This window comes from Lacibacter luteus, assembly GCF_004118265.1.
Classification (GTDB): Bacteria; Bacteroidota; Bacteroidia; order Chitinophagales; family Chitinophagaceae; genus Lacibacter; species Lacibacter luteus.
Window position 1 is genome coordinate 55,564 of record NZ_SDHW01000003.1, and the last position, 13,857, is coordinate 69,420.

The 13,857-nt window shown below is 40.6% G+C and carries 15 protein-coding genes and 2 tRNA genes; 11 read left to right on the top strand and 6 right to left on the bottom strand.

The features are described from left to right. Window positions 1-5 precede the first annotated feature (5 nt). Entirely contained in the window at window positions 6-533 is a 528-nt protein-coding gene (locus tag ESA94_RS11330; protein WP_205755966.1) for a DUF2975 domain-containing protein, read from the top strand. A gap of 3 nt (window positions 534-536) precedes the next feature. Beyond that, window positions 537-743, top strand: coding sequence for a helix-turn-helix domain-containing protein (locus ESA94_RS11335; RefSeq protein ID WP_129131028.1), 207 nt, complete (start codon window positions 537-539; stop codon window positions 741-743). Between the two features lie 57 nt (window positions 744-800). Here the strand turns inward: ESA94_RS11335 and ESA94_RS11340 are convergent. From ESA94_RS11340 to ESA94_RS11360, 5 genes are all read right to left on the bottom strand, one after another. Further along, window positions 801-874 (bottom strand) — tRNA-Asn (locus tag ESA94_RS11340). A gap of 71 nt (window positions 875-945) precedes the next feature. Then, window positions 946-1,308, bottom strand: a complete 363-nt coding sequence (locus tag ESA94_RS11345; RefSeq protein WP_129131029.1) for a Rieske (2Fe-2S) protein — start codon at window positions 1,306-1,308, stop codon at window positions 946-948. Then, entirely contained in the window at window positions 1,308-2,498 is a 1,191-nt protein-coding gene (hflX, locus tag ESA94_RS11350; RefSeq protein ID WP_129131030.1) for a GTPase HflX, read from the bottom strand. Before hflX ends, ESA94_RS11345 begins: the two co-directional genes overlap by 1 nt. 100 nt (window positions 2,499-2,598) lie before the next feature. Next, entirely contained in the window at window positions 2,599-3,342 is a 744-nt protein-coding gene (locus ESA94_RS11355; RefSeq protein ID WP_129131031.1) for an outer membrane beta-barrel protein, read from the bottom strand. Window positions 3,343-3,481: 139 nt separating this feature from the next. After that, window positions 3,482-3,555, bottom strand: a tRNA-Ile gene (locus tag ESA94_RS11360). A gap of 124 nt (window positions 3,556-3,679) precedes the next feature. Between ESA94_RS11360 and ESA94_RS11365 the strand changes: the two genes are divergently transcribed. Then, on the top strand, window positions 3,680-4,291 hold the full coding sequence (locus ESA94_RS11365) for an HAD family hydrolase (RefSeq protein WP_164972714.1): 612 nt from the start codon (window positions 3,680-3,682) through the stop codon (window positions 4,289-4,291). Window positions 4,292-4,411: 120 nt separating this feature from the next. Here the strand turns inward: ESA94_RS11365 and ESA94_RS11370 are convergent, their stop codons facing one another. Beyond that, complete coding sequence (locus ESA94_RS11370; RefSeq protein WP_129131033.1) at window positions 4,412-4,642, bottom strand: hypothetical protein; 231 nt, start codon at window positions 4,640-4,642, stop codon at window positions 4,412-4,414. 168 nt (window positions 4,643-4,810) lie between these two features. Between ESA94_RS11370 and ESA94_RS11375 the strand changes: the two genes are divergently transcribed. The 8 genes from ESA94_RS11375 (at window position 4,811) to ESA94_RS11410 (ending at window position 13,810) form a co-directional block, all read left to right on the top strand. After that, a complete protein-coding gene (locus tag ESA94_RS11375) occupies window positions 4,811-5,284 on the top strand; it encodes an LSm family protein (protein WP_129131034.1) in 474 nt (157 codons plus the stop codon). A gap of 49 nt (window positions 5,285-5,333) precedes the next feature. Beyond that, window positions 5,334-6,581 (top strand): transcription termination factor NusA, encoded by a 1,248-nt coding sequence (gene nusA / locus ESA94_RS11380; protein WP_129131035.1) that lies wholly within the window; start codon window positions 5,334-5,336, stop codon window positions 6,579-6,581. Window positions 6,582-6,666: 85 nt separating this feature from the next. Continuing rightward, window positions 6,667-9,603, top strand: a complete 2,937-nt coding sequence (gene infB / locus ESA94_RS11385; RefSeq protein WP_129131036.1) for a translation initiation factor IF-2 — start codon at window positions 6,667-6,669, stop codon at window positions 9,601-9,603. A 93-nt stretch (window positions 9,604-9,696) separates the two neighbouring features. Beyond that, window positions 9,697-11,052: a peptidylprolyl isomerase gene (locus ESA94_RS11390; protein ID WP_129131037.1), complete on the top strand. Its 1,356-nt coding sequence runs from the start codon at window positions 9,697-9,699 to the stop codon at window positions 11,050-11,052. Between the two features lie 82 nt (window positions 11,053-11,134). Beyond that, window positions 11,135-11,593 (top strand): MarR family winged helix-turn-helix transcriptional regulator, encoded by a 459-nt coding sequence (locus ESA94_RS11395; RefSeq protein ID WP_129131038.1) that lies wholly within the window; start codon window positions 11,135-11,137, stop codon window positions 11,591-11,593. Between the two features lie 51 nt (window positions 11,594-11,644). Continuing rightward, the gene (locus tag ESA94_RS11400) at window positions 11,645-12,358 is read left to right on the top strand and encodes a pirin family protein (protein WP_129131039.1); all 714 of its coding nucleotides are present in this window, start codon (window positions 11,645-11,647) and stop codon (window positions 12,356-12,358) included. Window positions 12,359-12,399: 41 nt separating this feature from the next. Further along, window positions 12,400-12,921, top strand: a complete 522-nt coding sequence (locus ESA94_RS11405; protein ID WP_129131040.1) for a YceI family protein — start codon at window positions 12,400-12,402, stop codon at window positions 12,919-12,921. A 28-nt stretch (window positions 12,922-12,949) separates the two neighbouring features. Beyond that, window positions 12,950-13,810 (top strand): pirin family protein, encoded by an 861-nt coding sequence (locus ESA94_RS11410; RefSeq protein ID WP_129131041.1) that lies wholly within the window; start codon window positions 12,950-12,952, stop codon window positions 13,808-13,810. Window positions 13,811-13,857: the final 47 nt, after the last annotated feature.

The following is a 13,857-nucleotide window of genomic DNA, read 5'->3' on the forward strand; positions in this document are numbered from 1 at the left end:
AACGCATGCTTAGCATTTTACATGTGCTTTCGTGGATCATCTTTATTGGAGTTTGTATTGAAGCAGGAGCCATCCTGTTCAATATTGTGTTTTCGCTCTTTATTAATCCTTTATGGGCCGACACATTTGGAGGTATGGGCGATTTATCGGAGCTGTTAAAGTACGATCGTGGTTATTTCTTTGTCATTACTTTTCTTATGCTGATAGTAGCATTGTTGAGATCTGTCATGTTTTATGTGATCATAAAAATCTTTTTAGATAAAACGCTAAGTCTGTCGCAGCCCTTTAATTCTGCAGTTGTTCGTTTTATTCAACAGGTTGCTTATCTCGCATTGGGAATTGGTTTGTTTTCCGGCCTGGCAGTTAAGTATGCAAAATGGCTGGCACAAAAAGAAGTGGTATTGCCCGATGCTGAATCGTTACATGTAGCAGGAGCCGATGTGTGGCTATTTATGGGAGTGATTTTATTAGTAATTGCACATATTATTACAAGAGGAATTGAAATGCAAACAGAAAACGAATTAACAGTTTAAGTCATGGCAATAATTGTAAATCTTGATGTAATGATGGCCAAACGCAAAATGAGCTTGAATGAATTGTCGGATAAAGTAGGGTTAACGCTGGCCAACTTATCAATACTTAAAACAGGAAAAGCAAAAGCCATCCGATTCAGCACATTAGAAGCTATTTGTAAAGTGCTCGATTGCCAACCCGGTGATATACTGGAGTATAGAGCTGAATAATTTTTCTACTGATTTGGCATAAATAAAAAACCTCGCAGAAATTGCGAGGTTTTTTTGCTCCCCCTTCAGGACTTGAACCTGAGACCCTCTGATTAACAGTCAGATGCTCTAACCAACTGAGCTAAGGAGGAATGTTTTCCCTTTCGGGGATGCAAAAATAGGGGAATTTGCTTTTTTGTTTGTTATTCGAACGAACTTTTTTTTATTTAAAAAAGCTGAAAAAAGAATTTTCTTCCAGGCCTATGTAAATACCATCCTCTCTTTTTTCTATCGGATAAGTTTTAAGATAGTAACCTTCACCACTAACATTGCGCCCGTTACTTAAATTAAATTTATACCTGTGCAGCGGACAAACAATATTTCCTGTGGCATCAAGAAATCCATCGGCCAAATGCCCACCTGCATGCGGACACTTATGCGCACAGGCAAACACTTCTTCATTATGCTTCGCCACACAAATGGTTTTACCCTTTACTACAATTTCGCAGAGTTTGTTTTCTTCCCAAAGAAAATCATCAACGCTTTCTGCAATTTTATGCCAGGTATATTTTTTTTCCGCAGGCATTAATACAGATATTCGGTTTTATAGGGATAACGTATTCTGTAAAGCTGTCGAACGTTTTCAAGAATTTGCGTACGCAGTTCGTTCAGGTTTCTTTTTTCAGTAGCAGACACAAATACACATTGCCCCTGTGTTTCATTTTCCCAACGTTCTTTCAGTTCCTGTAAAATGGTTTCTTTTATTTCATCTTCCAGCCATTCGTCGAAATGCTTTTGCTCGTACAGATCCATTTTGTTGAAGATCGTAACCACGGGTTTGTCGTGGCACTTCAGATCCTGCAAGGTTTTGTTTACAACCGACATATGATCTTCATACTGCGGATGCGAAATATCTACCACATGCAACAACACATCACTTTCACGAACCTCATCGAGTGTACTTTTAAAACTTTCAACCAAATGGTGGGGCAGTTTGCGAATAAACCCAACCGTATCACTTAAAAGAAAAGGCGTGTTTTCAAACACTACTTTACTGGTAGTGGTGTCGAGCGTTGCAAAAAGTTTGTTTTCGGCAAATACATCACGCTTGCTTAAAATATTCATCAATGTACTCTTGCCTACGTTGGTATAACCAACTAATGCCACACGAATAAACTCGCCTCTGTCTTTCCGTTGCGTGAAAGCCTGTTTATCTATTTCAGCCAAACGTTTACGGAGCAATGCAATTTTATCTTTTACTATACGACGGTCGGTTTCAATCTCTGTTTCACCCGGACCTCTTGTACCTACACCACCACCTTGCCGTTCAAGGTGTTTCCACATTCCTTTCAATCGTGGTAAAATGTATTGGTATTGTGCAAGCTCAACCTGTGTTTTAGCTTGTGCGGTTTTTGCACGACGTGCAAAAATGTCGAGGATAAGATCACTTCGGTCAATGGTGTAAATACCCAGTTCTTTTTCAATATTCATAATCTGGGCACCTGTAAGCTCATCATCAAAAATTACCAATGTAATATTTCGCTCCTGTACATAGGTTTTAATTTCCTGCAGCTTACCCTTGCCCACAAATGTTTTGCTATCGGGGTGAGAGAGTTTTTGCATGAACCGTTTTATTGTAACAGCGCCTGCTGTTTCAGCTAAAAAAGTAAGTTCATCCAGGTACTCTTCTACCTGTAAATCTGTTTGTCCTTTTTGAACCACACCAACAATAACGGCACGTTCTTCCTGTTGTATCTCCTGTTTACGATCAATCACTTTGTATAAAATTCAGTGGGCAAAGGTAATTAAGTTGGCGGGTATGCCTAACAAAAAAGCCCCTGCATGTGCAGAGGCTTTGCTTATCGGAAAAATAAAATTATAACCCGGTTAATGTAATACCCACAGTCATCGGACGGATCATGTTTGGTCCCTGGCCTTCTTTGATCATATCGTTTAACTGGTACTGTCCAAAAATTCCGAAGTTGCCAAACCCGATTCTTGCAGTTGCTGCAAGGCGCAGGTTGTTGAAATTCTTACGGTCTTTTTCTTTTAATGTATAAGCAGTATTACCTGCTGCATCTTGTGTAAATCTTGTTTTGTCGGTAGCGCTGATCAAGGTACCCACCTTCATACCCAAAGCAAATTTGAGACTTTTGTTAGGGTTAGCAGGATCAACCATAAAACGAAGCTCAACCGGAGCCTCTAAATAAACAGTAGCCAGTTTGATTGACTTGTATTTATTGGCAGTGTCTTTACCCGTGTTCTTTGCAAAGCTGAAACCGTTGCTGTTTACAATATTAAGATTACGGCCTGCATTTCTATTAAAGAACATGTTGTCGGCTCCTACACCTGCACCTAAACCAACGCTGAAACGTGGATCTGTCTTAAACGGAAAGTCGAAGGAGAAATAAGCATTTATCGAACGGGCGAAACCTGCCGTTGCAATAGTATCCGGTTTCTGGAGCCAGTTTAAATAACCTACCTGGAAAATAAGATGATCTTTTGGACGATTGCCAAGATTTACTTTCGACCAATCTTTCTTTTTCTTCTTTTCTGTTTCCTGTGCGTTTACAGCAGCAACAGAAACAGCAATTAACATGAACAGTAATAGTTTCTTCATAATTGTAAAGAGGCAAATGTATCTGCTTATCGGTTAAGCAAAGGTTAAAGCCGTTATTAAAAAAATTGCCGGGAAGAAACTAAGGCGGGAAGTATTGCTGTTGCTTTCCGTCTTCCTGTCTTACCGGCATCTTTGTTTGTGGATCCTGTAGGATTTGAACCTACGACCCTCTGATTATGAGTCAGATGCTCTAACCGTCTGAGCTAAGGATCCGGCCTTTTGGGCGGGGGCAAAGATAGAAAAATCGATGTATCGGAAGTGGATTATTTATCAGCTAATTTTTTATGCCATAAAATCCGTTTACGAAATACTGCAGCCGATACATTTTCTTTGCAGCATGCAAACAGTAAAAGCAATCATCTTCGATTTGGGTGGCGTATTGCTCGATATCGATTTCCGTTTAACAGAAAAAGCATTTGCACATTTGGGTGTAAGCAATTTTACAAGCCTTTTCAATCAGTTTCATAGCAATGCGCTGTTTAAAAAACTGGAAACAGGTGTGGACGAAGAATTGTTTTACGACGAATTTCGAACAGAAACAGGCTTATCCTTAACAGATGAGCAGATACGTGATGCATGGAATGCATTGTTACTTGATTTTAGGTTGGAAAGCCTGGCAGTTTTACCAGTACTGCGCAGCAAATACCAACTCTATCTTTTAAGCAACACCAACGAAATTCATTTGCAGGAGTTTCAACGCAGGTATGCATTGTTGGGAAAAGATGAAAATTTTGATGCTTTGTTTGATGCAGCCTATTATTCGCACCGCATTGGTGAACGCAAACCAAATGCATCTGCTTTTGAATATGTTTTAAATAAACACAGGCTCGATCCTGCCACTACTTTATTTATTGATGATAGTATTAATAATATTGAAGCTGCTGCTGCATTAGGTATTCAAACAGTGCATCTTTTGCCTGGCATGAAAGTGGAAGAATTGGGTTTGTAAAAATCCAAAATTCAATGCCTAAAGTCCAAAACCAATAAATTTCATTAGGGATTTAATCTTGGTTTTTGGGTTTTGATACTTGGACTTTCCTCTTATGCCTTGTTCCTTGATTCTTGTCTGTTACTTCACTTCTTCAAAATCTATATAATCGCCTTCTTTTGCTTTGGGCGATTCCTTAACAGGTTCGGGGCGTTGCGGGTTAAAACCGTTTTGTTGCTCCTGCATGCGGTTTTGAAATTCGCTCATTTTACTCCGCATTTCACGTGTAGCTCTCGAAACGGGTATAATAAAGTTGAAAATGAATCGGTATAAAAAGTAAAGCAATATGCCGAAAAGCAAATAACGTATCATACTGCAAAGATAAACGAATACCCGGGCCGCTTTTGTGAAGAATCCCCTAAAGACCCCTTAGCAACAACTAAAAATAATTTTTCATTTCATCTGCATTATGCTACTTTTGCACCGGATAAAAGAAGCAGCAGAAGGGAACGGATACGTTCCCTTCTTTATTTCACCTACATGAACTTAGAACAAAAAGCAGCAAACATCAGGCAAATGGCCGAAGAACTCATTAGCAAAGATGCTGATGCCTTCCTGGTAGATATAAAACTGAAACCGGGAAATAATATCCAGGTTTTTGTTGATGGCGATGCTGGGATGCCCATTAGCCGCTGTATTGCGTATAACAGAGCATTATACAAGCAAATTGAAGAAGCGGCAATGTTTAACGAAGGCGATTTTTCGCTCGAAGTATCATCACCGGGATTGGAAGAACCGTTGAAACTTACCCGCCAGTATCTGAAAAATATCGGTCGCCCTGTAGAAGTACTATTAAAAGATGGCCGTAAAGTAAATGGAAAGCTGCTTGCAGCTGGCGAAACAGAAGTAACGGTAGAAGAAACAAGGGGAAAAGGTAAAAAGCAGGAAGTGTTGCAACATACACTTGCGTATGCAGATATTAAATCAACTAAAATTCAAATTGTATTTAACTGATTTCGGTTGCAAACATTGAAAACAACCGTTGTATTTAAAAAACAGAGTTATGGCAAGTATCAATCTTATTGAGAGTTTCCAGGAGTTTAAGGATGCGGAAAATATTGACCGCCCCACGATGATGAAGGTGCTGGAAGATGTGTTTAAAACCCTGCTTCGTAAAAAATACGGAAGCGATGATAACTTCGACGTGATTGTGAATACCGAAAAAGGTGACTTGGAAATCATGCGTCGTCGTACAATCGTGGAAGACGGACAGGTGGAAGATCCCCTGGCGCAGATTGCATACAGCGATGCTGTTAAGATTGAACCCGATTATGAAGTAGGCGAAGAGTTATATGAAGATGTGGATATTCACGATTTTGGCCGTAGAGCTATCCTTGCAGCCAAGCAAACACTCGCAAGCCGCATTGGCGATTTAAAGAAAAATGTACTCGTAAAAAAATACGGCGATCGCATTGGCGAAATCATTTCTGCAGAAGTTTACCAGGTATGGAAGAAAGAAGTGTTGTTGTTAGATGAAGAAGGTAACGAACTGTTATTGCCCAAAAGCGAACAGATTCCGCAGGATTATTTCAAAAAAGGCGAAAACATCCGTGCTGTTATTAAAAAAGTTGAATTAAAAAATAATGCACCCGTAATCATTTTATCAAGAACAAGTCCGTTGTTCCTTGCTAAATTGCTCGAAATTGAGGTGCCTGAAATTTTTGATGGCTTGATCGTAATCCGCAAAATCGTTCGTGAACCGGGCGAAAGAGCAAAAGTAGCTGTAGAAAGCTTCGACGATCGTATTGATCCGGTGGGTGCCTGCGTTGGTATGAAAGGTAGCCGTATACACGGTATTGTTCGTGAGCTGAAGAATGAGAACATTGATGTAATTAATTTTACAAACAACATCAATCTGCTTATTCAGCGTTCATTAACCCCTGCAAAAATTACCAGCATGGATATTGATCAGGATGGTAAACATGCAGAAGTATACCTCAAACCCGACCAGGTATCGCTTGCAATTGGTAAGCGTGGTGTAAACATTAAACTTGCCTGCGAGTTAACAGGCTTTGAAATTGATGTTTACCGTGATACAGAAGAAGAAACCAACGAATTCGATATCGATCTGGATGAATTTACAGATGAGATTGATGGTTGGGTAATTGATGAGTTGAAGCGTATTGGTTGCGATACTGCACGCAGCGTACTTGATCTTACAACCGAAGAGCTGGAACGCCGTACAGATCTGGAAAAAGAAACCATTGAAGAAGTGCGCAGGGTGTTGAAGGAAGAGTTTGAAAAAGAATAACCTTTACAGGTTATCGCAATAAGATTTATTTAAACAATTAAACAAGTTGTTCCCTTCATAAATAGCAGATGCAGGGAAAGAAATTATGTCAGAAAGTAATACACCACGTTTAATGGCCGCTGCCAAAGAGTTTAATATTGGTAAGGATACCCTTATCGACTTTTTGGCCGCAAAAGGTTTCAGTAAAGACGACTTAAAACCTACTGCAAAACTTACAGAAGCAATGTATCGTGCTTTGCAGTCGGAATTCTCATCTGATAAACTGGCGAAAGCAAAAAGTGATCAGATCGAAATTCCAAAAGGCGGTATGTCTGATCTGAAGAAGAAAAAGGAAGAAGAGGAAGTTTCTTTCAAAAAAGAAATTACAAAGAAGAAAGACGAACCAAAGGTAGAAGAAGTAAAACCTGTTACACCGGAAGAACAACAGCCGGTGGTAGCAGAAGAGGTAAAACCGGTAGTGGTAGAAGAGAAGCCGCCTGTAGTTGTTGTTGAAGAAACAAAAACAGAAGCAGCGCCGATAGTGGAAGAGAAAGCGGTTGCCAACGAACCTGAGGTAACGAAAATTGAAGCGCCGGAAGTAGAAGGTCCAAAGATCATTGCCAAAATTGATCTGGATAAAATTGATTCTTCTACCAAACCAAAGAAGATTGAAAAGCGCAAGCCAGAAGCTGAGTCGAGAATTGAAATAGTGAAGAAAGAAGAAGTGGTTGCAGAACAACCTGCACCGCAACCGGTAGCAGAGCAACAAGAATCTGCAGAAGACGAAGAAGTTGTTATCGAAAACATCAAGGCAGACAAACTGGAAGGTCCGAAAATTCTCGGCAAAATTGATTTGCCGGTTAATCCCGATACAAGACCTAAGCCCGCATCTGATAAAGAGAAGCGTAAACGTAAGCGTATTCCTATCGATAAAAAAGGATCGCAACCTGCGCAAGGCGAAGGACAACAAGGTGGTGGCGGACATCATCAGGGCGGTGGTTTCCAAAACCGTGGCGGACAACAACATGGCGGTGGCAATCAGCAACGCAGAGGTCCGGGTGGTCCTAACCAGGGCGGTAACAGAAACGATCGTGGGCGCATACAGGTTAAGCGTGAAGATAAAGTCATCGACGAAAAAGAAATTCAGGAAAAGTTGCGTGAAACGCAGGCGAAACTTGCCGGCCAGGGTGGTCGTGGTAAGAGCCTGAAAGCGAAGTACCGTAAGCTGAAGCGTGATGAAATGGCTGATAATATGAACGACGGTGCAGAAGATAACAAGCTGCAGGTAACCGAGTTCGTAAGTGCGGCAGAGTTGGCAAGCTTAATGGATGTTTCTGCAACCGATGTTGTGGCAAAATGTTTTGGTTTGGGTATGATGGTTTCTATCAACCAGCGTCTCGATGCCGAAGTAATTGAACTTGTTGCCGGTGAATTTGGTTTTGAAGTTGAGTTCATCGATATGGAAAAGCAGGCCGAAATGGAGGAAGAAGAAGAAGTGGATGATGTGGACAGTCTGCAGCCACGTGCGCCGATTGTAACCATCATGGGTCACGTAGATCATGGTAAAACTTCATTGCTCGATTATATCCGTAATGCGAATGTAGTGTCAGGTGAAGCGGGTGGTATTACCCAGCACATCGGTGCTTACGAAGTAAAAACAGAAAGTGGCAAAAAGATCACCTTCCTCGATACACCTGGTCACGAAGCGTTTACAGCGATGCGTGCACGTGGTGCGAAGGTTACAGATATTGCTGTAATTGTGGTAGCGGCAGATGATGCGGTGATGCCACAAACAAAAGAAGCGATCAGCCACGCTCAGGCAGCCGGTGTGCCAATGATTTTTGCGGTTAACAAAATCGATAAAGATGGGGCTAATCCGCAAAAGATCTACGAACAATTATCGCAAATGAACATTCTTGTAGAAGAGTGGGGCGGTAAATTCCAAAGCCAGGAACTCTCTGCGAAAAAGGGATTGAACGTTGATAAATTGCTCGAAAAAATATTGCTCGAAGCTGAGTTGCTTGAACTGAAAGCAAACCCTGACCGTGAGGCAACGGGTTCCATTATTGAAGCATCGCTTGATAAAGGCCGTGGTTATGTGGCAACAGCACTGGTATTGAACGGAACATTATCGCAGGGCGATCTTATCGTATCGGGCCAATACTATGGTCGTGTAAAAGCCATGTTTAACGAACGTAATCAACGTATCGAGAAAGCAGGTCCATCATCACCTGTGCAGATACTTGGTTTAAATGGTGCGCCACAGGCAGGTGAAAAATTAAGAATGTACGAAGATGAGGCTGAAGCAAAAGAAATTGCAGGCCGTCGTGCACAGATCCTCCGTGAGCAAGGTATCCGCACCAAGAAACATATTACACTCGATGAAATCGGTCGTCGTTTGGCACTCGGTAACTTTAAAGAACTCAACCTCATCATCAAAGGTGACGTGGACGGTTCGGTTGAAGCCCTTACCGATTCGTTGCAGAAACTTTCAACTGAAGAAATTGCGGTGAATGTGGTACATCGTGCAGTTGGTCAGATATCTGAGGCCGATGTTACATTGGCAAGTGCATCAGATGCCATCCTTATCGGCTTTAACGTTCGTCCTTCTTTACAGGCAAGCCGTTTAGCAGAACAGGAAGGTGTTGAGATCAAGAACTACTCCATCATCTATAACGCTATTGAAGAAGTGAAGAGTGCGATGGAAGGTTTACTTGAACCAAAGATCACAGAGAAAGAAGTTGCCACAGTTGAAATTCGTGAAGTGTACAAATTCGATAAAGCAACTGTTGCCGGTTGTTATGTACTGGAAGGTAAGCTGAAGCGTGATGCGAAGATCCGCCTATTCCGTGATGGTGTATTGGTGTACCCACGTACAGAAGGTGGTTTTGCAGAGTTGGGTAGTTTAAAACGTTTTAAAGACGATGCAAAAGAAGTTGCTTCAAATATGGAGTGTGGTTTAACCATTAAGAACTTTGCTGATTTGAACGTTGGCGATACCCTCGTTGCTTTTGAACAGGAAGAAGTAAAACGCACACTGTAAAAGCTTAAAGTATAGAAACAGAATGTTAAAACAGAGATGACTGTGTACACACTACAGTCATCTCTGTTACTTTTGACCCTCATCTTTTCTAACATGAAAAAAGTATTAACGGTTATAGCAGTATTAATTGCCTTTGCTGTACAGGCACAGGTAAAGAAAGTTACTGCCGATAAAATTATTGCAGTTGTTGGCGATCGTATTGTATTAAAATCCGATATCGATAACCAGATCAATGATGCAAAAAGTAAAGAATACGAGCTGCCTCCCGACGCCCCTTGCTATTTAATGCAACAGCTGGTAATTAATAAAATGCTGGCTATCCAGGCAGAAAAGGACTCATTGCCGGTAAGTGATGAAGAAATTGAAGCGGACTTAGATAACCGTATCCGTTATTTTATTCAGCAGTATGGTTCTAAAGAAGTGATTGAGCAGATCACAGGGAAAACGATTTACCAGTTTCGTGAAGAAATGAGAGATCCGATTCGTGAAAACAAACTGGCTACAGCCATGCGTGGTAAAATTGTAGAGAATGTAAAAATTACTCCTACAGAAGTGCGTGCATATTTTAATAAGATACCAAAAGATAGCCTGGCGTTTTATGAAACAGAATTAGAGATCGGCGAAATTGTAGTTTATCCGAAAGCCGGTCGTGAAATGGAAGAATATGCACAGGAAGAGTTGAAAGAGTTTAAACGCCAGATCGAAGCAGGAACAAAGAAAATGGAATTTCTTGCATCGCAGTACAGCGATGATCCCGGTGCAAAAGAAAATGCAGGTATGTATGTGTTGAACCGTGGCGACAACCAATGGGATCCTACTTTTTATAACACAGCCATGAGCTTGAAGGAAGGGCAGATTTCACGCATTATCAAATCAAAATACGGTTACCATATTATCCAGTGTTTATCCCGTAATGGCGATGAAGTAACAGTTCGCCATATTCTTAAGATACCACGTATTAACGAACCGGATATTAAAGATGCTATCAATAAACTTGATACAGTTCGTGCAAAGCTTATTACAGGTTCAATGAAATTTGGTGAGGCTGTAAACAAATATTCTGATGATGATAATTCGAAGTTTACTGCAGGGATGATGCGTGGTAAAGATGGTACTTCTATTATTACTATTGATGAATTGGATAAGGATATGGTTCCTTTACTGGAAAAATTAAAACCCGGTGATTATTCACAACCGGTTACGTTTACTGATCCGCAGGGAAAAAAAGGTGTGCGTTTAATTTACCTCGTAAGCCGTACAGCTCCTCATCGTGAAAACATAACCGACGATTATAGTAAAATTGCCGGACGTGCATTAGAAGAAAAAAAGGAAAAGGAGCTGGAAAAATGGTTTCTGAAAAACTCCAAAACCTTTTATGTGCAGATCGAAGGCGAATACCGCAGCTGTTCCACCATCAAAGCCATTCTTGGTGAGACTGTAAAAAACTAAAGAAATGTTATAAACCATCCCTCCGCCAGCCGGAGGGATTTTTGTATTTGGAAAATTGCATGTATGTACATATATTTGCATAGTGAAATTAGAACAAGCCATACAAAGCACAAATTTCAAAAACGAAAATCATAAAGCAGTGTTGAATGTATTATATACTGCCTGGTGGTTAAAAACCATTATGAGCAGAGAATTGAAGCAGTTTGGGCTTACGCATGAGCAGTATAATGTGTTACGGATATTAAAAGGAAAGTCACCGGAAGAAATGTGTGTAAAGGATATTGCAGGGCGCATGATTGAAAAAAGCTCAAATGTGCCACGTATCATTGACCGATTGGTATTAAAGAAGCTGGTAAAACGTACAACCGATGCAAACGATAAGCGCCACACCGTAATGTCGCTTACAGCTGCAGGCTTAAACATTCTTGAGTTGAGTACACAGCGAATTAATGCTGTTTTTGAACAAAACGTTCACCTTGCTGAAACAGATGCAGCCCGTTTGAACGAGTTGCTTGAAATTATCAGACAAAAAGAGAGTTGATATTTTTTTAAACAAATGCATGTATGTACATGCAATATAAAAGGAGTAAGTATGAAAAAGGTATTACACAAAGCAGGAACTAGAGGCCACGCAAATCATGGATGGCTTAACAGTTACCACAGCTTTAGTTTTGCCGGTTATTACAATCCGGAGCGTATACATTTTGGCGCATTACGAGTATTGAACGATGATACAGTTGCCGCAGGTATGGGCTTTGGAACACACCCGCATGATAACATGGAAATTATTTCTATTCCGTTAAGCGGCGATCTGAAGCATAAAGACAGCATGGGTAACGAAGCTGTAATTAAACAAGGCGATATACAGGTTATGAGCGCCGGTACAGGTATTGCCCACAGCGAAATGAATGCCCGTAAAGATCAGGAGGTAAAGTTTTTGCAGATATGGGTGTTTCCTAATAAACGAAATGTAGAACCCCGTTACGGACAGATTACAATTGATGAAAGCAAAACAAAAAACAATCTGCTGCAGATATTAAGTCCCGACGCAAATGATGAGGGTGTGTGGATCCACCAGGATGCCTGGTTTAGCCTTGGCAATCTTGAAAAAGGATTTTCTGCAGAATACAAACTCAAATCTACCAACAACGGCGTGTATGCTTTTGTTCTTGAAGGCGATGTAACCATTAATGGTGAAGCACTCAATAAAAGAGATGGTCTCGCCATAAGCGAAACAGATACACTGAGCATTAAAGCCGATACCGATGCGAAATTATTATTGATGGAAGTACCTATGTTGAACTAAAAGAAGTAAACAAGTTTTTTAAAAAATAAAATCTAAACACAATGGCAACGTACAAAATCGATGCAGCACACAGCGACATTATTTTTAAAGTAAAACACCTGATGATTACAACAGTAACAGGACAGTTTAAAACATTCGATGCTACTTTAACAACAGATAAAGATGATTTTTCTGATGCAGTAGTAACATTTACAGCAGACATTAACAGCGTAGATACCCGCAACGAACAGCGTGATGGTCACTTGAAGAGTGATGATTTCTTTGCTGCAGAAAAATATCCAGAGTTAAAGTTTGTTTCTTCATCTGTAAGCAAAACAGGCGATGGCCTGGTATTGAAAGGTGATCTTACTATCCGTGATGTAACCAAGCCGATTGAATTGAAAGCCGATTACAATGGTGTAGTGGTAGATCCATGGGGTCAGACAAAAATAGGTTTTGAAGCAGAAGGCAAAATCAAACGTAAAGAATTTGGTTTAGGCTGGGATGCTGTAACTGAAGCAGGTGGTGTTGTGGTAAGTGATGATGTAAAACTGCAATTCCATGTTCAGTTTGTAAAGCAATAACAAATGCAATCGTAAAAAAGGAAATTGTATGAAACAGATCAAGTACATCAGGAGAGCGGCTCCCCCTCATATGGTAGGAGATGGTTTTAAAGTAAGGACTTTTATTTCGTCGGCGATGTGGAAAGACATGAGCCCTTTCCTGATGCTTGATTACATAGAGCCCACAAATTATTTACCAACCGATCATCCACGTGGTGTGGATGTACACCCGCACAAAGGATTTGAAACGGTAAGTATTTTATGGGAAGGTGCTCTTGCACACGAAGACAGCAGCGGCGGCAAAGGAAAATTATTTGCCGGCGATGTTCAATGGATGACCGCAGGAGCAGGTATTCTCCACAAAGAATTTCATGAAGAAGAGTTTAGTAAAAAAGGTGGTGTATTGCACGGTGCTCAGCTTTGGGTAAATCTTCCTGCAAAAAATAAATCAACAGCACCTGCCTACCAGGATATAAGTTCAACCAATATTCCTGAAATAGCATTGCCTGATGAAAAAGGAAAAATCAGGATCATTGCCGGAACAATGAATGGCGTAAAGGGGCCGGCAAACACATTTACCCGCATCAATATTTTTGATGCACATGTACATGCAAACGCCGATTTTGAATTCAACGTAACAGAAGGAGATCATACCACCGTACTTGTTTTAAAAGGAACAGCATTGGTAAATGATGATAAAACAGTAAGGGAAGGCGATATGTTGATCTTCGACAATGCCGGAGAAAGCATTCGGGTACAAACAAATAACGAAACACATTTGTTATTGTTGAGTGGAGAACCAATTAACGAACCGGTGGCAGCCTATGGTCCTTTTGTAATGAATACACAACAGGAAATTATAGACGCAATCGATGATTTTAATGCCGGTAAATTCGGCCATCTCAATTAAAGAGGTGTTATTTTTGATCTTTATTTTGAAACAGCGGAAACAGAAGC